Raw genomic sequence first — 21,305 nt, forward strand, 5'->3', positions numbered from 1 at the left:
CTGTAGATTTATTAATTAGTCCAAGTCGGCGGCGCTGTGGCGCTCGCGCAATTGCTCATCTTCGTCGCCCCAAGTGCGATTAACGCGTCGACCGCGCTGTACCGCAGGGCGTTGTTCAATTTTCTTCGCCCAGGCAAGTAAATGACGATATTCATGCACGGATAAAAACTCGGCAGCATCGTACGCCTTGCCCAGCACCAGAGCACCATACCAGGGCCAGATAGCCATGTCGGCAATGGAGTATTCATCCCCGGCCATGTATTCGTTTTGTGCCAAGTGCTTATCTAGCACATCCAACTGGCGCTTGGTTTCCATGGCGAAACGGTTAATGGGGTACTCCATGGGCTCCGGCGCATAAGCATAGAAGTGACCAAAACCACCTCCCACGTAGGGGGCACTGCCCATTTGCCAAAACAACCAGTTCATACACTCGGTTTTAGCCTGCGCATCCTTGGGAATAAATGAAGAAAACTTCTCTGCCAAATACAGCAAAATAGAGCCCGATTCAAAGACCCGGGTCGCCGGTGAGGTGCTGGTGTCTAACAAGGCGGGGATTTTTGAATTAGGGTTGATGGCGACAAAATCAGAGCCAAACTGCGAGCCTTCACTAATTTCAATCAAGAATGCATCATACTCCGCATCGCTGATCCCCTTAGCCAGCAGCTCTTCAAACATAATAGTTACTTTTTGGCCGTTGGGAGTGGCCAATGAATAAAGCTGAAACGGATGTTGTCCGCGCGGCAAATGCTGTTCAAAGGTTGCGCCGGATGTTGGTTTATTCAGACTGGCCCATTTGCCGCCATTTTCACTATCAAACTGCCAGACCTTAGGCGGAGTATAGGGGGTTGTGCTCATGAATGCTCCTTTGCATAATTTTGCGCCACTGAGCTACTAGACCTATGGTCGAAATAAAATATTACAAGGGATAACGCTCTAAAGGTAAGTCAAAGCCAATGCATAGCAATAAGTTAGCTGGTGTGTTAAAAATAAGTTAAACAAGGAAAGACCCATTTGGTCGAGAGTAATTTGTTAGTAACTATGAAATGGACAGAGCCAAAAGAGATTGCCGCCGCGCGCGCAAAATTACAAAACCAAGCGGAGTACCACCCACTATTGATCACCATATCGGCCATTGGGTACGCTCTAATTCCATTGATTCTAATACCTCTCTCAGCTTTATTAACAAACAAAGCGGTGATGTGGGACTTCACACTGCTGGCCATGCTGTTCTGTATGGTCGCAGGCCCAGCAGCTGAGCTAATCTCTAAATGGAATCGAATAGAAATACTTACCATTTCTTTGAGTGAAACGTCCGTCATCATTACTGGCACAAAATATTCTCGTACAGAGGATTATAAAGATTTAATGGGATGGTCACTGACAGATATACCGAATGCTGCAGTTCCCGATGGAAAGTTAATCATATTTGGCGACCCTCAGGGTTTTAACTTATCCATAGGTGTTCCCAAAAACATTTCACTCCATGATATTCGAAAATATCTCTCCGAAAAATTAACAGAGCTTGAAGCCCGTGAGATTCCAAAACAGAAATATCTAGGTTGACGCCAACAAAACAGCTACGAAAGAAAATACAAGCACTGGCTAACTGTCATTACAGCCAAGTAATAACCCTAATGAGGTAAAAGTGGATCTATTCGATATATTTCAGCAGTACCGTCTTGAGCAAACGAAAACCGAAGCAGCCGAGCGAACTAGGCAGGTTGACCGCAAAGCTACAGATAATCAATACGACATCGTTGAGCTGCAAAGCAAAGTCGACCACCTTTCTCTGGTTTGCATGGCCATGAGTGAGCTCCTCGAAGAGGTTGGCTTTAACCGAGAACTGCTCCTTTCGAAAATGAAAGAAATTGATCTACGGGATGGTACATTGGATGGTAAATTTGCCCCTGCAAATGTATGCGGTAGTTGCGCACGGGTTGTCTCGGCTAGACACTATACTTGCCTTTATTGCGGCACTAAAATTGATAAAACAAGTGCGTTTTAGGGTGGGATACAAGGCAAGGTGTACAGAAAGCTGCGCCCCTAACTAAAGCTTAGGCGCTGTACCCCATATACATAAAAACGGGCTGAGAATGCACAAAAAAGCCGGATTAATATCCGGCTTTTCCTAAACAAACCCTAAAGGGTTATTTACCCGAGGCCTTTAAATTAAAATACTTGGCCAACTCTTCTGGGTGACCCATCAAGGTCATCATCTGCTCATTAACCTGGGCCACGGTCGTGCCCTCGGGTAAAGACACGGAAACCTTAAACTGCTCTGTGCCTTCGATAAAGCCCAATGCCGCATCACGCAAAGTTTGCGGCGCTGGTGACATGCTTAGATGCTGCTGCGCCTGTTGCTGAAACTGCTCGTAGGTCAGGCCCTGCTCGGCAATCACCCTTTGTATCAGGTCCTTAAGTTTGCCGTTATTGTCCAGCTTAAAGCTGAAGCTTTTCGGCACCAACTCGGTCATGGCCGTCATCAGCTGGCTTTGTAGCGCCAGTTGCTGTTGCAAATTACCCTGCCCGTTTTGTTCTAGCTCTTCAAATTGCTGGCGCAGAGCCATCAGCGACTGAGAGTTGGTCATGGCAAAGCTAAACTCGACATCGGCGAGCTTGCCGGCATTGATCACGGTCTTAGTGTCGGCATCACCGTTATCGGCGCTGTAATTAAATTCGCTGACCACATTGATACGCTCGCCGTCGAGCTCCTGCATCTCCACCACCACAGGGCCCATAAAGGTCATGTTATTTATGGCCATGCGAGTATTATCGCTCGCCTGCATCGGATTGAAACCCGCTAACTCTATGCTGTCGATATCAGCAAATTGCACACCATCAGGCCCTTTAACCACGACCCTATTAAGCTCCAGGCTTTGGTTGAAGAGGTTGCTACTTATTTCCTTATAGCGCACATCCAGGCCGGTTTGGGCCTGTAGCTGCAATAAGTAGTCGTCGACGTCTTTGCGGGCTTCTTTACTGACATAATAATTAGCGTAGCTATAACCGCCAAATGCCATGGCCCCGAGGGCGGCAACAATAAGTAGTCTCTTCATACTAAGTTCCTTTGGAGCTGTCCACGCTCCGAGTTAAATTAAGGGCACAACCCTAAAATAATGCTTCGAGAGCCTCGCTGAGGCTGGCAACCGCCTGCACCTGCATGCCCTCTATCGGCTCTTTCGGTTTATTATCTACCGGCACTATGGCCCGTTTAAAGCCGTGTTTGGCGGCCTCGCGTAAACGCTCCTGACCGCTGGGTACGGGACGAATTTCACCGCCTAGGCCCACCTCGCCAAACACCACCAATTCTCGCTCCAAGCTGTAGTTCTTAAAGCTGGAAACCAGGGCCACAATTAATGCTAAATCGGCACTGGTTTCTGATACCTTAACGCCGCCAACCACATTGACGAAAACGTCTTGATCCGCCACCTGCAGGCCACCATGGCGGTGCAGCACAGCCAAGAGCATGGCCAAACGGTTTTGCTCTAAGCCCACGGTCACGCGACGGGGGTTAGCCAACTGAGAATAGTCCACCAGCGCCTGCACTTCCACCAACAGCGGACGCGTCCCTTCCCAGATCACCATGACCAAGGAGCCCGGCGTCTGCTCCTGGGAGCGATTTAAAAAAATAGCGGAGGGGTTTTTAACCTCACGCAGCCCCTGACCCGTCATGGCAAACACACCCAGCTCATTGACCGCACCAAAACGGTTTTTATTGCCACGCAGGGTACGAAAACGGCTGTCGCTGCTGCCCTCGAGCAAGATAGAACAATCGATACAGTGCTCGAGCACCTTAGGACCGGCCAGAGAACCGTCTTTGGTCACATGACCCACCATAAGTATGGCAATCTGGTTTTGTTTGGCAAAACGGGTGAGGTAAGCGGCGCTTTCACGTACCTGAGAAACACTGCCTGGGGCCGATTGAATATCGGCCATATGCATCACCTGAATAGAGTCGATAACCATGATGCCGGGTTTTTCACGCAGCGCCAGCTGGCAAATGGTTTCCACATTGGTTTCCGCCAGGGTCTGCATCTTATCGGTAGGCAGGCCCAAACGTTTGGCGCGCATGGCCACCTGTTGCAGCGACTCCTCGCCGGTGACATACAAGGTTTTCATGTTCTCGGCCAGGCCACACATGGTTTGCAACAAGATGGTACTTTTACCGGCACCCGGCTCACCACCGATCAAAATGGCGCTACCCGGCACCACGCCTCCCCCGAGCACCCTATCAAACTCGATAAAGCCGGTGGAAAAGCGCGGCAGGCTTTCTAAGTTAACTTCGTCCAGGGTTTGAATTTTGGCTTCTACCTGGCCGGCATAGCCGCTGGTAGCACTGCTGCGGCCGGTGTTTTTAACCGAGGGCACGCGAAATTCGGTCACCGTGTTCCAGGCCTTACATTCACTGCACTGGCCTTGCCAGCGCGCGAACTCGGCACCACACTCGTTACATACAAAGGCTGTTTTCTTTTTTACCATAGTGAGGGCATAACTTTTACTTGGGTTGTGTTTAAACCTTGCGCTTAAACTTGCGTAATTAAAGAATAAACAATAATTTGACTGTCAGTATAACGGTTTTTCACCTCTGGGTAATGGTTTAATAAGGGCGCAAGGGAATGGGTGTCCTGCCATAAACGAGCTGATACCGCGCCTGGTGCAGGTGTATATAGGCGCCCACCCAAGTCTGGTCGAGCACCCTATTAAGTGGTTACAAAGTATTGGTTAACGTGCCGGAATAGTTAAAAAATAAAGCAGTTGTGCCAGGCTGCCAGCGGTGATCGCCGCAGGGGCCTCGGCCACCACCTTAGCCTTACCATGCACCGCCACGCCTAAACCGGCCTGATGCAGCATCGGCAGATCATTGGCACCATCGCCTATGGCCAGAGTTTGTGCTTTTGCCAGGCCCAGCTCATCGCGATAGGCACACAGAAAGCGTGCCTTTTCCTCGGCATCGACGATTTTCCCACTCACAGTGCCCACTAAGACCTGACCATCATCATCCAACTCATTGGCATGAATACGGTCCAGATCTAACAACCTTTGCACCTGAGCGGCGAAGGGCACAAAGCCCCCAGAAGCTATGGCCAGATGCCAATTATGTTGTTTCAAAACCTCACAGACCTGCTCTATGCCGGGCATAAGCGGTAACTGGCTTTGTAGTTCGGTCACCAGGTCTAACGGGATCCCCGTTAACTTAGCGACCCGCTGGCGCAGGCTGGCGCTAAATTCAAGTTTTCCGGCCATGGCCTGTGCGGTCACCGCCGCCACTTCTTCATAAACGCCACCTAGGCGGGCGATTTCATCGATACATTCAATGGTAATGGCGGTGGAGTCCATATCCATCACCAGTAATCCGGGCTCGCTCAGCTTAGGCGGATTAACCAGTGCCGCGCATTGCACGCCATTGTCGGCGCCATATTGCTTAAGTTGCTGCGCCAATTCCGGCATCCCGCCATGCACGACAAAGACAAAGGCCGGAGGCAAATCACTGTCGGCTTCAAAGCGGCAAACGGCGCTGACTTGACCGGACCATTGTTGTAATTGTTGTATTAAATTAGCCACTTGCATACCCAGTTGAAAACCGAATAGCAGTACATAAGTTGGGGGTTGAGGCGCGTTTTCTGCCACCAAAGACGGATGGTCGATGTCATACCAAAGGTTTAAACTTAGCTGATTACTTAAGGACAGATCGTCTTGCTGTGCTAAAGTGGAAAAGGCAATATTAGGCTGTGACATCAAAGGCTCCCAGGCGAAATGTAGTCGTGATACGGCATTGCCAATTTAATCACCGATAGCCACGAAAGTCAGTAACCACATGAGTGATATGAAAAATAAACAAGTAAAAAATCCGGTGCGCAGCTCGCGATGGCAACGTCTTAGACGCTTGATCTTTGCCGCGCTGTGTTTTGTGTTACTGACCTGGATGGCCTTTAACACCAGCTTTCAGGGTCACCATATGCTTTACCAGCAAGGCTATCACAGTGCCAAAAGCCTGTCGCAGCAGCTGGCGCTGACCGCAGCTGTGCCGTTGGAGCAAAACAACAAGCCTCGCCTGGGTGAGCTGGCCAATCAACTCAGCAGCGATGCGGTGATCCAAAGCGCGGTTATTTACGATATACATGGCACGGCTCAGGCACACAGCGAGGCCTACAGTCCCTATCAATCTGACTTGGGGATCACTCAGGCTACACCGGGGATCAGCAAGCTTACACAACCCATAGTGGTGCCCATCACCTCGCCACAAGACAACAAACCCATAGGTTTTGCCCGGGTCAACTACCTGCCACAAACAGCTATAGACACCAGCCACCGCTATATTCATGAGGTGGGTCGCCAGGTGCTGCTGATGCTGTTTATTTGCTGCATCTTTACCTGGCAACTTGGGCGCGGTCTAAAGCGCTGGCAGTTAAAGCGCTACTTTCGCACAAAAGCCAAGCAGTTTAGATAAAGCTGCTCGCTTAAGGCCTCATAGTCCTGCCGTTGTAACAGCGCGGCCAGGGCTAAAAACACATTAGGTATGCGCTCTGGGGTATTTCTTTGCCCCTGATAACCACACAAGGGCATGCTGGGCGCATCGGTTTCGAGTAGCAGATGCTCGACGCCCACATGGTGCAAAGCTTGCTGAGTTTTTTGTGCTCTGGGATAGGTGATGGTGCCCCCCACCCCGAGTTTAAATCCGGCCTTGATGTAACTTTGGGCCACCTGCTGTGAGCCGGAAAACGCATGGATCACACCACCGAATTTGGGCGGGCAGCGCTTAAAGCTGGCAGCGATTAGGTCGTGACTTTGCCTGTGGTGGACAATCAACGGCAGCTCAAATTCATTGGCCAAAGCGATTTGCGCCTCAAATAGGCTTTGCTGTTTCTCTAGCTCACCGATACTTCTATCCAGACCACATTCGCCAACGGCGACAAAACTGTCGCGATTGGCCGCAATTAAATCACTCAGCTCGGCGATATGCGAGTCGTGATGCTGGGCAAGAAAGTATGGGTGCAGGCCGGCGCTGATATAGGTCGTGGGGTATTGTTTGGTGAAGGTCAGCAGATTTTTGCATTGTGCCAGGCTCACGCCCGGCACCACAAGGTGTGTGACTCCCAGCGACAGAGCATTGGCAATACACTGCGCCCTATCCTCATCGAATTCGCTAAAATCGAGATGACAGTGGGAGTCAATAAAGCGCATCAGGGGTTTAAGCGCTCAACACGCCAGCTGTTATCTTCCTGGCGAATATACATAAAGCGGTCGTGCAGGCGATGGGCGCCGCCTTGCCAAAACTCCACCTTGGTGGGCTTTACGCAATAACCGCCCCAGAAATCCGGTAAGGGGATCTCCCCCTTGGCAAACTTGTTCTTCATTTGCGCGAATTTTTCCATCAACACCTGGCGTGAAGACACGGGTCGGCTCTGGCTTGATGCCCAGGCTGCGAGCTGGCTTTCTTTAGGACGGGATAAGAAGTACTTGGCCACATCGGATACCGGCAAGGGCTGAGCTTCGCCATAGACTATTACCTGACGCTCAAACATATGCCAGGGGAAATGCAGGCTGATCTTGTTGTTCTTCGCCAATTCACTGGCCTTACGCGAGCCGGTGTTGGTAAAGAAAACAAAGCCGTTTTCATCCAGGTTTTTCAACAACACAATGCGCTGCGAAGGCTGACCATGCTCATCCACAGTCGCCACCACCATGGCCGTTGGGTCTGGAATTTGCGCCTTTATAGCCTGCTCTAGCCACTTCTCAAATTGCGCAATGGGCGTGGCCTCGAGCATGCTCTCATCCAACCCGCCTTGTAAATATTCACGACGAATATCATCAAGTTTCATAGCAAATCCTTCTAATTATCACCGCCGTCTAAAACACAAATGGCAAGGCTAAAGCCGCAAATATAGGTTGTAGATCGGAATTTAATCCCGACAAACGAACTATCAGCTATCTTGTCGGCGCAGAGCACCGACCTACAAATCACATCAGCAAGTGTAGGAGTGCTAGCTAGGCAGAGAAATGATTTATGTCAAGGAGCATACATAAAGTATGTGACTCTGACTCAATCATTTCTCTAACGCAGCTAAAGCGAACTACAGGCCGCCTGATTCAGCAAGTGTAGAAGTGCTGACAAGGCGGTACTCTTTTTTATACCTAGGAGCATACATAAAGTATGTGACTAGTGTTCAAAAAGAGTACCAACGCCGTCAAAACGAACTACACGCCGCTGAGATTACATTTGCTCCATAACCTCGATGCCGAGTAAATCTAGACCTTGGCGTAAAGTCTTCGCCACTAGCGAACACAGCACCAAACGGCTGTTCTTATCTTCCTCGCTCACACCCTCTTTTAATACTGGGCAGGCTTCGTAGAAGCTCATATACAGGCTTGCCAGCTCATACAGGTAACCACACAATACGTGCGGCGTAGCGTCACCGACCATTTGATCCAGCACTTCTTCAAACTGCATCAGTTTAATGGCCAACGCTTTTTCCTGTGGCTCGGCAATCACTACCGGTGCCTGATGCGCGGCGCTGTCGATGCCGGCCTTGCGGAAGATACTCTTAACACGAGTATAGGCATATTGCAGGTAAGGAGCCGTAGCACCTTCAAAGCTCAGCATGGTGTCCCAGTTAAAGATATAGTCGCTGGTACGGTTCTTCGACAGATCCGCATATTTCACCGCGCCAATACCCACCTTAGTGGCGATCTCTTCCTGCTCCTGGTCATTAACGGCGACTCACGCTCAGACAGCTTGGCCTTAGCACGCGTCACCGCTTCATCAAGCAGGTCAGCCAGTTTTACCGTGCCGCCGGTACGGGTTTTAAATGGCTTGCCGTCTTCACCCATCATGGTGCCGAACGGGCAGAATTCGTAGCTGGTTTCATCGCGTAATAAACCGGCCTTACGGGCGGTGATTTCAACCTGGCTAAAGTGCAGGCTTTGACGGGCATCTACGAAAATCATGATGCGATCCGCACCTAGCTTCTGTGAACGATATTCACAGGCCGCAAGGTCGGTCGTGGCATAGAGGAAGCCACCACCAGATTTTTGCACGATAAACACCGAAGGCTCGCCATCTTTGTTGGCTAGCTCATCAAGGAATACCACCTGGGCACCTTGGTCTTCTTTGGCAATGCCTTGTTCGCGCAGCACATCGATCATGCGCTGTAGCTCGCTGTTGTAGGCACTTTCCGCGTAGATATCTTCACGCTTAAGAGTTACATTCAGCTTTTCGTATACCTCTTCTGAGTGCTTCACGGAAGTGTCGATAAACATCTGCCATAGCTTGTCGCAGTGAGCATCGCCTTGCTGCAGTTTTACCACGTACTCACGGGCACGATCGGCAAAGCCTTCCTCATCATCGAAACGCTTTTTCGCGTCACGGTAGAAACTCTCAAGGTCGGCCAAGGCCACCTTTTCCAGGTCAACACCGTCATTAAGCAGGTCTTCTAGGTGCGCAATCAACATACCGAATTGCGTACCCCAGTCACCCATGTGGTTCTGACGAATCACTTTGTCGCCACGGAACTCCAGAGTGCGGGCAATGGCATCACCGATAATGGTGGAGCGCAGGTGACCCACGTGCATTTCTTTGGCCAGGTTTGGTGATGAATAGTCAACCACAACCGTGTCGGCTTTCGCATGCTCGGCCACACCCAGTTTGGCGTCCTGGTTGGCGCTGGCAACAGACTCGGCCAGGAACTCAGGCTTAAGGTGAATATTGATAAAACCCGGGCCGGCGATTTCAACCTTATCCGCTAAATCAGATACGTCGAGAGCATCAATAATTTTTTGCGCCAGTTCACGGGGGTTGGTTTTTAATTTTTTGGCCGCGCCCATGGCGCCATTGATTTGATAATCGCCGAACTGCGGACGCGTGCTTTGCGTTACCGCTGGATTAGTGCCTTCTTCAAGCCCCGCAGCAAGCATGGCGGCATTGGCTTTGTCGATTAAAATTTGTTTAATGTTCATCGTTGCAGTTACCTTGCAATTGGGCCAGCATTACGCTGGCCGGGATAAATTAGGGGCGATTAGTGTTCACGGGTCTCACTGAAGTTCACTTCAGGATAGCGTTCCATCGACAGATTTAAGTTTACACGGGTTGGCGCTATGTAGGTGAGGTTATCACCGCCATCAAGAGCCAGGTTCGCTTCACACTTACGTTTGAATTCTTCAAACTTCTTCACGTCAGCGCTTGATACCCAGCGCGCAGTGTTAACGTTAACGCTCTCATAAATGGCATCTACCTTGTATTCCGCTTTTAAGCGCGCCACAACCACGTCGAACTGCAGCACACCTACGGCACCTACGATCAAGTCGTTGTTGATAAGCGGGCGGAATACCTGCACCGCGCCTTCTTCTGAAAGCTGTACCAGGCCTTTAAGCAATTGCTTTTGCTTCAGTGGATCTTTCAAACGAATCCGGCGGAACAATTCAGGGGCAAAGTTTGGAATACCGCTGAATTTGAGCTTTTCACCGTCGGTAAAGGTATCACCGATTTGAATGGTACCATGGTTGTGCAGACCTATGATGTCGCCAGCGTAAGCATCTTGCGCGCGCTCACGGTCACCGGCCATAAAGGTTACGGCATCAGAAATACTCACCTGCTTACCTAAGCGCACATGATTCATCTTCATGCCTTGAGTGTATTTACCCGATACAATACGCATAAAGGCGATGCGGTCGCGGTGTTTCGGGTCCATATTGGCCTGAATTTTAAAGACGAAGCCGGTGAACTTCTCGTCTTCTGCGCTCACTTCACGCTCATCATCGGTTTTACGCGGCATAGGTGCCGGCGCCCACTCGGTTAAACCGTCAAGCATATGGTCAACACCGAAGTTACCAAGTGCAGTACCGAAATACACAGGCGTTAGCTCACCGCTTAGGAACATTTCCAGATCAAATTCGTTTGACGCACCTTGCACCAGTTCGATTTCTTCACGCAGTTGCTCGGCCAGGCTCTCACCCACGGCGGCATCTAGCTCGGCGCTGTCCAGCCCCTTGATGGTGCGAACTTCCTGAATGGTATGGCCGTGACCCGTTTGATACAAGATGGTCTCATCACGGTGCAGGTGGTATACGCCCTTAAATTCTTTACCACAGCCGATAGGCCAGGTGATGGGCGCACACATGATGTTAAGCTCGGTTTCCACCTCATCCAGAAGCTCCATTGGGTCACGAATATCGCGGTCCAATTTGTTCATGAACGTAACTATCGGCGTATCACGTAAACGCGTTACTTCCATCAGCTTACGAGTACGGTCCTCTACACCCTTGGCGGCGTCGATCACCATCAAACAGGAGTCAACGGCGGTCAGGGTACGGTAGGTATCTTCCGAGAAGTCTTCGTGTCCCGGGGTGTCCAGCAGGTTAACTAAGCGCTCATTGTAAGGAAACTGCATCACAGAAGTGGTGACCGAGATACCACGCTCTTTTTCCATTTCCATCCAGTCCGATTTGGCATGCTGGTTAGAGCCTCGGCCCTTAACCGTACCGGCCTTTTGAATGGCCTGACCGAACAGGAGTACCTTCTCGGTGATGGTTGTTTTACCCGCATCCGGGTGAGAGATGATCGCAAAGGTGCGACGCTTATTAATTTGCTGTATTAATTCTGACATGCGGTCACTTATGAGCTGTCGACCCAACCACGGCGAGGCGGTTAAGTCGCAATTAAATTTTAAAGACATTAATACGCGAGATTATACCGACTTTAGGGTGTGCACAAAAGCGTCGAATACAAGTAAAAGTGACTTCATGACCCACCTATGTGTATTATTGCTGAGCATTTTGTATAATTTTTTTGTTGTGGCGATTACCATAACGCGCTCAGGCTATTTTAAGACGTTGCAAGGAGGCGCACCGTGAAAACAAGCAAGCTCAGTATTCGCTTATTGTGGTACATCACTCCTGTGGTGATCTTGCCCTTGCTGTTTTTAGGTGGTTTTACCCTTACCAATGTCACCAGCTCCTCGGAGCAACAGGCGCAGCTGATCGTCAGCCGCTTTGTTGAGCAGCAGCAGAACAAGGTGTTTCATTCGCTCAATGTCTATCATTCCACCACAGAACTGCTTAGCACCTCGCCGGTATTGCAAAACTTTTTACACCAGCTCAATCACCCCAAAAGCTCCTATACAGCGCATCTGGGTGCCCTGCTCGATGTATTTAGCAGTTATACCGAGGCCTACCCGGATATTCTCAGCATTAACTTTATTTCCAGCGAGCAGGAAAGTTACGCTTACTTTTCCACCACGCTGCAAAGTGCGCCTCCGCAATATCCGTTTTTCGAGCAATTGCTGACCAGCTCTTTGCGCCGCCAGCAGTTTATGGTGCAAGAAGACAATGGCGAAACCAGCCTCTACTTTGCACAAAAGGTGTTTGCCCCGGACTACCATTTGGAGCGCCCTGTGCTGCTGGGCCACATTATATTACGGGTACAGCCGACGGTTTTAAACACCGCAATTTTAGAGGCGCCCTATAACAACACCTTGAATTTATTGCTGACCGAGCAAGGTAAGGTGCTGTTTAGCTCTAACCACACCTTGCTTGGCAAAACCCTTAGCAAACAGGATTTAGAGGCCATAGATCTCTGGGCCGACAATGGCCGCCTCAATGAAATTGTGCTTGAGAGCGTCGATAAGACGGAGCGTATGCTCTATGGCGTGCAAATGCCCGACGGCCATTATTTCGTTACCAGCATCCCGAAAAAAATGCTCTACCAGGCCGGTAAGCTGATAAGTCTCATCACCGCGCTGATCGTGCTGATCTCCATTATCACCCTGCCGGTGTTGATCTTTATCGTGGTGCGCAACTTGCTACTTAACCCCATAGAGCAACTGGGGGCTGCCAGTCACTGTGTCGGCAACAACAATCTGGCCGTGCGCCTTGATGACACCCGCACCGATGAGGTCGGTCAGCTGTTTAGCGACTTTAACAACATGGTGAGCAAGATTTATCACTCCCAGGTCGAGCTAAAAAATTACAAAGACACCTTGGAACAAAGAGTTGAAGAGCGCACCCTGGAGCTGGAGCAAACCAATAAAGCGCTGGAACAGGCCATTGAACAGGCGGAGCAGGCCAACCAGCTAAAAAGCCGCTTCTTAGCCAATATGAGCCATGAAATTCGCACTCCCTTAACCGCCATCATGGGCTTTACCGAGCAGTTGCTGGAGAACAGCCAGATTGATGATGACAAGGTGCAACACCAGCTTGCAACCGTACTGCGTAACTCGCGTCACCTGCTGGAGCTAATCAACAACATCTTGGATCTATCAAAAATTGAGGCGGAAAAACTGGCGGTGAACCGCGAGCCAGTGTCACTCTATGAGCTGTTTGACGACTTAAACTCCATAGTCGAGCCCCAGGCGCAACAAAAACAGCTGGAGTTTGCCATCAACTACCAGTTCCCCTTACCCAAATACATTAACAGCGACCAGACCCGCATTAAGCAGATCCTCCTTAACATCCTCACCAATGCGGTTAAATTTACCGCCCAAGGCCAGGTGCAATTGGAGGTCAGCTACCACGACGACTTGCTTGAGTGCGTAGTCAGTGACACCGGCATAGGTATCTCAGATCAAGAGCTAACCCGTATCTTTAAGCCCTTTGAGCAGGCCGACACCACCACCACCCGTCGCTTTGGCGGCAGTGGTCTGGGCCTGTGTATCGCGAAAAACCTGGCGCAATTGCTTGGCGGTGATGTCCATGCTCATAGCCAGCAGGGCATTGGCAGTCGCTTTACCATTAGAATCAAGTGTAACCAGGTGTATGAAGCCCCAGACTTCTATTATGGTGCCGAAGAAATGCAGCCGGTCAGGGAGCCTATGCCGACCTTAAGCTGGCAGCAGTTTGACGGCGAAATTCTGGTGGCCGAGGATAATCAGGACAACCAAGCGCTTATCTCTTTGCTGTTGGAGCGCTGGGGGATCACCCCGGACTTTGCCAATAACGGCGCCGAAGCGGTGGAGAAGGCCTTGGTTAAAGACTACCAGCTGATTTTAATGGATATGCAGATGCCGGTGATGGGCGGTGAAGAAGCAACGCAAATGCTGCGCCATGCCGCCTACGACGGGCCTATTATTGCACTGACCGCCAACGTGATGAAACATGATATTGAGCGCTATTTAGCGGCGGGCTGCGACAAGGCACTGGCCAAACCCATAGACAAGGAGCAGCTTGAACATACCCTGGCCACCTATTTAAGTCTGCAGCAGGAGGCCAACTCTAAGTGGGACGACATATTGAAAAGCGAGCGCTTTTTACAGATCAATGAAAACTACAAGCAAAAGCTCCCCGACTACCTTGAGCAGGTCTTGGCTCACCAAGAAGCTAAAGAATGGGAGCAATTGCAGGCCATTGCCCACAGCATCAAAGGCAGCGCCAGCTGCTTTGGCTTTAACGCTGTGGCCGAAGCCGCCAGCGAGCTTGAATTATCGCTGCGCAAAGGTGAATGCGACCACCACGAATATCCGGTGCTTAAACTTGAGCACGCCATCCGCTTTGTTTTAGAAAAGGATGCCACCAGGCCCCTTTAGGTCGACTTAAAAGGCGTTAGTGTTACGGAGTAAGATATGCACATAGAATTAAGTGCCTCCCCCTCAGAAGCGGATTTAAAAACCATCAGTCAGGGAATCCAGTCTTTTAATCAAGACCATCTGCCAGATCAGCTGGTGTTCGAGCCGGATACCCGCTTTGCCGCGTTTGCGCGCAATGACAAGGGTGAGGTGGTTGGCGGCATTCGTGCCAATGCTTTTTGGAATTATTGCATTATCGAGCTGCTATGGTTGTCGGCGCAAACTCGTGGCAGTGGCGTGGGCTCACGCCTAATGGCCGCGGTTGAAGCTCATGCCAAGGCTCAAGGCTTTAACTATATGCGCACGGAAACCTTGGACTTTCAGGCCAAGCCCTTTTATGAAAAGCTTGGCTATAAGGTATATGGAGAGTTAGCGGATTGTCCTAAGGGACACACAACCTACTGCCTAATTAAAGCGCTCTAGTCAAAGCGCTCAGCATAACTATCTGAAGTATTCGACTGTGCTTAATTCGCACATCATCAGGGTGGCATCCTCACCATCGGGATAATATTTCTTGCGCACGCCGTTGGCGATAAAACCACAGCCTTCATACAGGGCGATGGCGGCCACATTGCTTTCGCGCACTTCTAAAAACAGCAGCTCGGCATTACGCGCGTTCGAGTCCTTAATGAGCGATTGCATCAACACCTTACCCAAACCCTGCCCTTGCTGGCTCGGCGCAACACAAATATCCACCAGGGTGATATCGGGGCCGGCTTGCTCGGCGACATAAAAGCCCAACAGCGTGTTATCACTGAAGAGCCCGGTGCAAAAATAGCGTCCGGACATACAAGAGCGCATCAGCGTTTCGCTCCACGGGTGGCTGTGACAGGCACGTTCGATAACCATCATATCCGCCAGGTGTTGCTCGCCTAAAGGCGCCAGGCTATGCATGGCTAAGTACCTGCTCGCATTCACACAATTGCTGCCACAGGGCCTGCTTATGTGCCACTGATAAGTTATCACTTGGAAGGTAAACGCGATTGCCTTGTAGTTGTGGTGTACTTACATTGCCTAGGTGCACTTCGCTACCCGCAGGAAGCAGGCGCAAAATATCCTCGGCCAGAGTGCCAGACAAGGGTTGTGAATCTTTGACTTGTTCACCATCAAGAGGCTGTGTGTCTTGTGTTCGATAAGCTGCACGTAAGCGCACCGGCTGTATAGCAAAAATATCGGCTAACTGTGATTGCATAGGGAAATTATTAACTGCATTTGGCGGCTGCCAGTGTAGCGTAAAGACGCTCAGGAAAGAAGTGGCAGGGGCGGAGAGATTCGAACTCCCAACCGTCGGTTTTGGAGACCGCTGTTCTACCAATTGGAACTACGCCCCTGCAATGTCGACGCATTATAATGAGCTTTTTATAAAGGTAAAGAAAAAATATCACCGCACCTGTTCAATTGCTTTGAAAATAAACAACTGCAGAAAAAACAGTCTATTTTAGCCGCGTTAAGGCGTAAATACCCCACGCAGCAACTGCTGCGCTCTGGCAATCCTGGGGCTACGCAACGCCCCCGCCCGCCAACACAAGTGATACTGTATCGCCGGGTTTGACTGAGAGCCGCCTATGGCGACTAAACGTTCGTGTTTTAAATCATCATTCACCAGGTACTCGGGTAACACCGACCATCCTAATCCCGCCAGCACCAGGGTACGCAAGCAACGCAGATCTGGGGCGGTGATAATCTCATTTAAGTGCCCCAAGAATAAACCATTATGACTTACCCATTGGCGCACCAGGGTACGGCCCAGATCATAGGCCACCAAGGGTTGCTCACTTAATACCAGCTCCAGGTCCTGGCTCATTTGCCGCGCCCTGGCTGGGCTGGCGACCAAGAAAACCCGCTCCTCTCCCAGTAAACAGTAATCCAGTTGCCCGTCTTCCGGAGGCGTTAAACACAAGGCAAAGTCCGAGTTACCATCTTTCAGAAAGGTAAACATGTCGTCATCGTGACTGGGGTGTAAACGTATTTGCGCCCCGGCATCGGTGAGCGGTTGCAACTTTGGGGCAAGCATACTCGAGAGCATATCTATGGGGCCATTTATATGTATCACCCCGTCTATTTTGCTGCCGTGCGACTTCATTTTTGCCAACACGCCTTCGGCATAATCTAGGGTATCTCCCAGTTGTATCGCTAGTTCATCGGCAATACGGGTTGGCCGCACTCCGCGCACATGGCGAACAAACAAACGGTGATCCAATTGCGACTCGAGTGAAGCGATATGACTGGAAACCGCAGGTTGAGTGATATGCAAAACATCGGCGGCCTTGCTAAAAGAACGCTGACGGTAGACCTCAACAAAGGTGCGTAGTTGGTGAATGGACATAAGCTTCAGCTATAAATTAAATTATATTAAACCAAGTTTAGATTATTTTTCCTCTATCTGCTTCTCACGCATACTGGGTCCCAACACAGTAAGAGCCAACAAGGTAGCCAGTATGATTTATTCAACCACAGCCATTGCCAGTGGTGGTCGCGATGGCAGCGCCAAGCTAGCCAACGACAGCCTGACCCTTACCATGACCACACCGGGTACCAGCGCACCTGGGCATAACCCGGAGCAGCTGTTCGCCATGGGGTATGCAGCCTGTTTCGACAATGCCCTTATTCTCACTGCCAAGCGTTTGAAGATGGCACTTAAGGGCTGTCAAACCCAGGTCACCGTGGGCCTGGACAAGGTCGCCGAGCAGTATCTGCTTGATGTAACCATAGATGTTTCAATAGAAGGCCTAGAGCCAACACAGAGCGAGCAGCTTATCGCCCTGGCCCATGAGGTTTGCCCTTATTCAAATGCACTGCGCGGCAATGCCAAGGTGCGCGTTAAAAACCTTGAACAATCCGCCTGAAGATAAATTTTGGAGTCCGTATGAACACAATGAAAGCCGCCATGTATACAAATACAGGCCACCCCGCAGAGGTGCTAGACGCCCGTGAAATAGCCATTCCCGAGCCACAGGCGGGGGAGATCCGCGTGCGTATGACACGCTCGCCCATACATAACCATGACATCATGACCGTTCGCGGCGAGTACGGCAGCCTACCCGAATTGCCCGCCATCGGCGGCAGTGAAGCCGTAGGCATTGTTGATGCACTGGGTGAGGGCGTTGTAGGCCCTGCTGTTGGCACACGAGTAAACGTGGCCGGCGCCGCTGGCACCTGGGCAGAGTACTTTATTGCTCCTGCTATGGCGGCGGTGCCGCTGCCGGATAGCATCAGCGACGATATCGCCGCGCAATTATTAGCCATGCCGATGAGTTCGGTAATGGCGCTTAATAAAATCCCCGCCAAAACAGGTGATTGGATCGTGGTTAACGCCGCCAACGGCGCCGTCGGCAAAACCGTGGCCCAAATAGCCAAAGGCCGTGGCCTTAAGGTACTGAGCCTGGTTAACCGTGGCAGCTCCAAGGCGCAACTTGACGAGCTGGGTATTGGCAACGTCTTTGCCATGGACGAAGCCAATTGGTTTGAAAGTGCCCTTGCCGCTATTGACGGCCCCGTGGTCGGCGGTATCGAAATGATTGGCGGTGAAGCCGCCCGTAAGCTGATTAACCTGGTCGGAAACGGTGGTACTGTCCTGTCTTTTGGTGCCATGTCCAACGAGCCCATGGCGGTGGATGCGGCCGATCTGATCTTTAAGGAAATCACCCTAAAAGGCTTTTGGGGCATGGTGGAGTTCAGCCGTTTAACCCCGGAGCAAATCACCGACTCGGTACTGGAGCTGATTGGGTTGGCCGAGCAAGGCGAACTAACCTTGCCGGTGCATGAAACCTTTGCCATCAAGGACATTGCTAAAGCCGGTGCCACCTATGACCAGCCGCGTCAAGGCAAGCTCATGATTCAGCCTTAAGCAAAAAAATTCAGAGTAAGTCATTTAAGTAATGTGACGTCAAAAGGCCCCAACCAGGGCCTTTTTTTTGTCCATGAGCAGCACACCTATAAATATAGGTACAAGTGGATTGACACCCTTGTAGGCTGCTTGCTATTTTCCTTAACGGCCTATTTGGCATTGAAACGGATGCCAATAAAAATCAAATGGATAGCGCTTTTATAGGCATGGCTTATGGCCAAAGCGCTAACAAGCAAATAAGGACGTTAATATGAAAAAAGCCAATAACTGGTTAGTACCCTTGTGCACCGCCCTCGCCCTGCTGGCAAGCACGCCGACTCTGGCAAAGAATTACCTAAATATCGAAGTAGCGGATGAAATACTGGCACTGGGAGAGCAATACCAGCTGTCGCTCAGCGAGAGTATTCTCAGCGAGAAAAAACATGAGGTGAACAAGAAGCGCCTCACCTTTATGCCCGAGGACGACAAGGTCTTTTACGAATTTACACTTAGCATCAAAAAAGACGACAAAGTGTGGATCAGTGATGTCTTTATCTTTAGCAACCAAAAGAACTTTTTAGACTTTAATACCCTGCTTTTTTCAAAGCTTGTGGATGAGAGCGACTTTTATCATCTTGATCACAAGGCTGGATACAATTTCTTCTCGTCTTATTCGCAGCATATCCCAAAAGGCTATACCAAGTTAAAAGCCGAATACGACAAGGGCCTGCCGCACTATTTTAGCTACACCAGCACCTCGACCGACTACCAGGCTTACCTGGCAAATATTTATCCTTTGTCGGAAAAATTGAAGAAGGCGGTTAAGGACACCCAGGCGACCAAGGTCACACCCCATGAAGAGATCATTACGGACTTTATCAGCGCAGTAAACGCCAAGCGCTCGGCACCATTATTAAAGTATCGCGACCCCAAGGCTTCAGAAAAGAACAAGGATATTTATAAGCGTGGACTGCAAACCCTGTTCGCCTACTTCGATAAAATTGGTAACCCCAGCAAGTTCGAGGTGGCTCAACACAGGCGCTATGAAAACATCAATCAGCCTGGTGTTGATTACTACCTAGTCGAAATTCTTGAACACAATGGACAGCTGGATAACAAAATAGAGATGGAGTTTTTCTTTAGCGATGTGCACGGTAAACGCTACATCAAGGAATACGACATTACGGGTATTCATTTTCAATAACAAAAAAGGGCTGATATCAGCCCTTTTTTAGTGTGTTTATCTCATTGAGAGATAATCAGGAATTATTCCCACTCGATAGTCGCAGGTGGCTTACCTGAGATATCGTAAACTACGCGAGAAATACCGTCGATTTCGTTGATGATACGGTTTGAAACCTTACCTAGGAAGTCATACGGTAAGTGTGACCAACGCGCGGTCATAAAGTCGATGGTTTCAACGCAACGTAGGCTCACAACCCAGTCGTATTTACGGGCATCACCCATTACGCCTACCGACTTAACTGGCAGGAATACAGTAAATGCTTGCGACACTTTATGGTAAAGATCCGCTTTATGCAGCTCTTCGATGAAAATCGCATCGGCACGACGAAGCAGGTCGCAGTACTCTTTCTTGATTTCACCCAGTACACGTACACCTAGACCAGGACCCGGGAACGGATGACGGTAAAGCATGTCGTAAGGCAGACCTAGCTCTAGACCTATCTTGCGTACTTCGTCTTTGAATAGCTCGCGCAGTGGCTCAACAAGGCCCAGCTCCATATCTTCAGGAAGACCGCCCACGTTGTGGTGTGACTTGATCACGTGCGCTTTACCAGTCGCTGATGCTGCTGACTCGATTACGTCTGGGTAGATGGTACCCTGGGCAAGCCATTTCGCGTTTACGCGCTTGCCAGCTTCTTCGTCGAATACTTCGATAAAGGTGTGACCGATTGCCTTACGCTTGGCTTCTGGCTCGTCAATGCCTTCAAGGGCTTTCAAGAAGCGCTCTTCTGCATCAATCTTAACTATGTTCAGACCGAAGTGGTCGCCGAACATGTCCATTACCTGTTGGCCTTCGTTTAAACGCAGTAGACCGTTGTCAACGAATACACAGGTCAGCTTGTCGCCAATCGCTTTATTGATAAGCATGGCCACAACCGATGAATCAACACCACCAGAAAGACCTAGAATAACTTCGTCGTCACCTACTTTTTCTTTAATACGGGCAATCGCATCTTCGATGATTTGCGCCGGAGTCCATAGTTTTTCACAACCACAGATATCAACGACAAAGCGCTCAAGTAAACGCTGACCTTGTAGTGTGTGCGTTACTTCCGGGTGGAACTGAACGCCGTAGAAGCGCTTTTCTTCCCATGACATGGCCGCATGCGGACAAGTATCTGTTTTAGCGGTAGTCGCGAACTGAGGTGGAATTGACTCAACCTTGTCACCGTGGCTCATCCACACATCCAGTAGACCCGCGCCGTTTTCACCTAGGTGATCTTCAATGGCGTCGAATAATGGACAGTTACCCACTTTTTCAACTTGCGCGTAACCGAACTCTTTCTTATCAGAGCCGTGTACCTTACCGCCCAGCTGCATGGCCATGGTTTGCATGCCGTAACATACACCAAGAACCGGCACACCCGCTTCAAATACGTACTCAGGCGCGCGAGGGCTGCCTTGCTCTACCGTTGACTCTGGGCCACCAGATAGAATGATACCTTGTGGGTTAAATTCACGGATTTGCTCTTCCGTTACATCCCATGCCCATAGCTCACAGTAAATACCAATTTCACGCACACGACGGGCGATTAATTGCGTGTACTGTGAACCAAAGTCTAGGATCAATATACGGGAGTCATGGATATCTTTGCTCATTGCGATCTCATCTAAATTAAATGAAATTGGATTAACGCTAATGCTTTTTCGTTAATCAGAAATTAGTAAGGGCTAGCAACTTG

Annotated in this window: 19 protein-coding genes, 1 tRNA gene and 1 pseudogene; 8 read left to right on the forward strand and 13 right to left on the reverse strand. The window is 50.1% G+C overall.

Annotated elements, in window-relative coordinates:
* Positions 1 to 15 precede the first annotated feature (15 nt).
* Positions 16 to 855 (reverse strand): glutathione-dependent disulfide-bond oxidoreductase, encoded by an 840-nt coding sequence (yghU, locus tag C2M34_RS00385; RefSeq protein ID WP_105213221.1) that lies wholly within the window; start codon positions 853 to 855, stop codon positions 16 to 18.
* Positions 856 to 1,038: 183 nt separating this feature from the next.
* Here yghU and C2M34_RS00390 point away from each other — a divergent pair, with 183 nt between their 5' ends.
* Positions 1,039 to 1,563: a hypothetical protein gene (locus C2M34_RS00390; protein WP_158677895.1), complete on the forward strand. Its 525-nt coding sequence runs from the start codon at positions 1,039 to 1,041 to the stop codon at positions 1,561 to 1,563.
* Positions 1,564 to 1,645: 82 nt separating this feature from the next.
* Positions 1,646 to 2,005 carry a hypothetical protein gene (locus C2M34_RS00395; protein WP_105255694.1) on the forward strand — a complete coding sequence of 120 codons (360 nt, stop codon included), beginning with the start codon at positions 1,646 to 1,648 and terminating at the stop codon, positions 2,003 to 2,005.
* A 142-nt stretch (positions 2,006 to 2,147) separates the two neighbouring features.
* On the opposite strand, the gene C2M34_RS00400 is transcribed toward C2M34_RS00395, so the two are convergent.
* From C2M34_RS00400 to serB, 3 genes are all read right to left on the reverse strand, one after another.
* Positions 2,148 to 3,056, reverse strand: coding sequence for a hypothetical protein (locus tag C2M34_RS00400; RefSeq protein WP_105257776.1), 909 nt, complete (start codon positions 3,054 to 3,056; stop codon positions 2,148 to 2,150).
* Between the two features lie 52 nt (positions 3,057 to 3,108).
* The gene (radA, locus tag C2M34_RS00405; protein WP_105213225.1) at positions 3,109 to 4,479 is read right to left on the reverse strand and encodes a DNA repair protein RadA; all 1,371 of its coding nucleotides are present in this window, start codon (positions 4,477 to 4,479) and stop codon (positions 3,109 to 3,111) included.
* A gap of 243 nt (positions 4,480 to 4,722) precedes the next feature.
* Positions 4,723 to 5,736 carry a phosphoserine phosphatase SerB gene (serB, locus tag C2M34_RS00410; protein ID WP_199878756.1) on the reverse strand — a complete coding sequence of 338 codons (1,014 nt, stop codon included), beginning with the start codon at positions 5,734 to 5,736 and terminating at the stop codon, positions 4,723 to 4,725.
* Between the two features lie 88 nt (positions 5,737 to 5,824).
* Here serB and C2M34_RS00415 point away from each other — a divergent pair, with 88 nt between their 5' ends.
* Positions 5,825 to 6,448: an AhpA/YtjB family protein gene (locus C2M34_RS00415; protein WP_105199770.1), complete on the forward strand. Its 624-nt coding sequence runs from the start codon at positions 5,825 to 5,827 to the stop codon at positions 6,446 to 6,448.
* Here the strand turns inward: C2M34_RS00415 and C2M34_RS00420 are convergent.
* The 4 genes and pseudogenes from C2M34_RS00420 to prfC form a co-directional block, all read right to left on the reverse strand.
* Positions 6,415 to 7,182: a TatD family hydrolase gene (locus tag C2M34_RS00420; RefSeq protein ID WP_105257777.1), complete on the reverse strand. Its 768-nt coding sequence runs from the start codon at positions 7,180 to 7,182 to the stop codon at positions 6,415 to 6,417. The genes C2M34_RS00415 and C2M34_RS00420 overlap by 34 nt on opposite strands.
* On the reverse strand, positions 7,182 to 7,820 hold the full coding sequence (gene pdxH / locus C2M34_RS00425; RefSeq protein WP_105213227.1) for a pyridoxamine 5'-phosphate oxidase: 639 nt from the start codon (positions 7,818 to 7,820) through the stop codon (positions 7,182 to 7,184). The genes C2M34_RS00420 and pdxH overlap by 1 nt, the downstream gene beginning before the upstream one ends.
* 392 nt (positions 7,821 to 8,212) lie before the next feature.
* Positions 8,213 to 9,954 (reverse strand): annotated as a pseudogene (argS, locus tag C2M34_RS00430) (arginine--tRNA ligase).
* Positions 9,955 to 10,013: 59 nt separating this feature from the next.
* Complete coding sequence (prfC, locus tag C2M34_RS00435; protein ID WP_105199662.1) at positions 10,014 to 11,600, reverse strand: peptide chain release factor 3; 1,587 nt, start codon at positions 11,598 to 11,600, stop codon at positions 10,014 to 10,016.
* A 243-nt stretch (positions 11,601 to 11,843) separates the two neighbouring features.
* Between prfC and C2M34_RS00440 the strand changes: the two genes are divergently transcribed.
* Positions 11,844 to 14,513: an ATP-binding protein gene (locus tag C2M34_RS00440; protein WP_105257778.1), complete on the forward strand. Its 2,670-nt coding sequence runs from the start codon at positions 11,844 to 11,846 to the stop codon at positions 14,511 to 14,513.
* Positions 14,514 to 14,549: 36 nt separating this feature from the next.
* The gene (locus tag C2M34_RS00445; protein WP_105257779.1) at positions 14,550 to 14,975 is read left to right on the forward strand and encodes a GNAT family N-acetyltransferase; all 426 of its coding nucleotides are present in this window, start codon (positions 14,550 to 14,552) and stop codon (positions 14,973 to 14,975) included.
* Between the two features lie 18 nt (positions 14,976 to 14,993).
* On the opposite strand, the gene rimI is transcribed toward C2M34_RS00445, so the two are convergent.
* The 4 genes from rimI to C2M34_RS00465 form a co-directional block, all read right to left on the reverse strand.
* Positions 14,994 to 15,446, reverse strand: a complete 453-nt coding sequence (rimI, locus tag C2M34_RS00450) for a ribosomal protein S18-alanine N-acetyltransferase (protein WP_105199659.1) — start codon at positions 15,444 to 15,446, stop codon at positions 14,994 to 14,996.
* Positions 15,439 to 15,744: a hypothetical protein gene (locus tag C2M34_RS00455; protein ID WP_105213231.1), complete on the reverse strand. Its 306-nt coding sequence runs from the start codon at positions 15,742 to 15,744 to the stop codon at positions 15,439 to 15,441. Before C2M34_RS00455 ends, rimI begins: the two co-directional genes overlap by 8 nt.
* A 62-nt stretch (positions 15,745 to 15,806) precedes the next feature.
* Positions 15,807 to 15,883 (reverse strand) — tRNA-Trp (locus tag C2M34_RS00460).
* Between the two features lie 116 nt (positions 15,884 to 15,999).
* On the reverse strand, positions 16,000 to 16,878 hold the full coding sequence (locus tag C2M34_RS00465) for a LysR family transcriptional regulator (protein ID WP_105213232.1): 879 nt from the start codon (positions 16,876 to 16,878) through the stop codon (positions 16,000 to 16,002).
* Between the two features lie 112 nt (positions 16,879 to 16,990).
* Here C2M34_RS00465 and C2M34_RS00470 point away from each other — a divergent pair, with 112 nt between their 5' ends.
* From C2M34_RS00470 to C2M34_RS00480, 3 genes are all read left to right on the forward strand, one after another.
* Entirely contained in the window at positions 16,991 to 17,398 is a 408-nt protein-coding gene (locus tag C2M34_RS00470) for an Ohr family peroxiredoxin (RefSeq protein ID WP_158681369.1), read from the forward strand.
* A gap of 20 nt (positions 17,399 to 17,418) precedes the next feature.
* Complete coding sequence (locus tag C2M34_RS00475) at positions 17,419 to 18,399, forward strand: zinc-binding dehydrogenase (RefSeq protein WP_105257781.1); 981 nt, start codon at positions 17,419 to 17,421, stop codon at positions 18,397 to 18,399.
* Between the two features lie 250 nt (positions 18,400 to 18,649).
* Positions 18,650 to 19,582 carry a hypothetical protein gene (locus C2M34_RS00480; protein WP_105257782.1) on the forward strand — a complete coding sequence of 311 codons (933 nt, stop codon included), beginning with the start codon at positions 18,650 to 18,652 and terminating at the stop codon, positions 19,580 to 19,582.
* 62 nt (positions 19,583 to 19,644) lie between these two features.
* Here the strand turns inward: C2M34_RS00480 and guaA are convergent, their stop codons facing one another.
* On the reverse strand, positions 19,645 to 21,222 hold the full coding sequence (gene guaA / locus C2M34_RS00485) for a glutamine-hydrolyzing GMP synthase (RefSeq protein ID WP_105199654.1): 1,578 nt from the start codon (positions 21,220 to 21,222) through the stop codon (positions 19,645 to 19,647).
* Positions 21,223 to 21,305: the final 83 nt, after the last annotated feature.

This window comes from Pseudoalteromonas sp. T1lg88 (assembly GCF_002964765.1).
Lineage (GTDB): Bacteria > Pseudomonadota > Gammaproteobacteria > Enterobacterales > Alteromonadaceae > Pseudoalteromonas.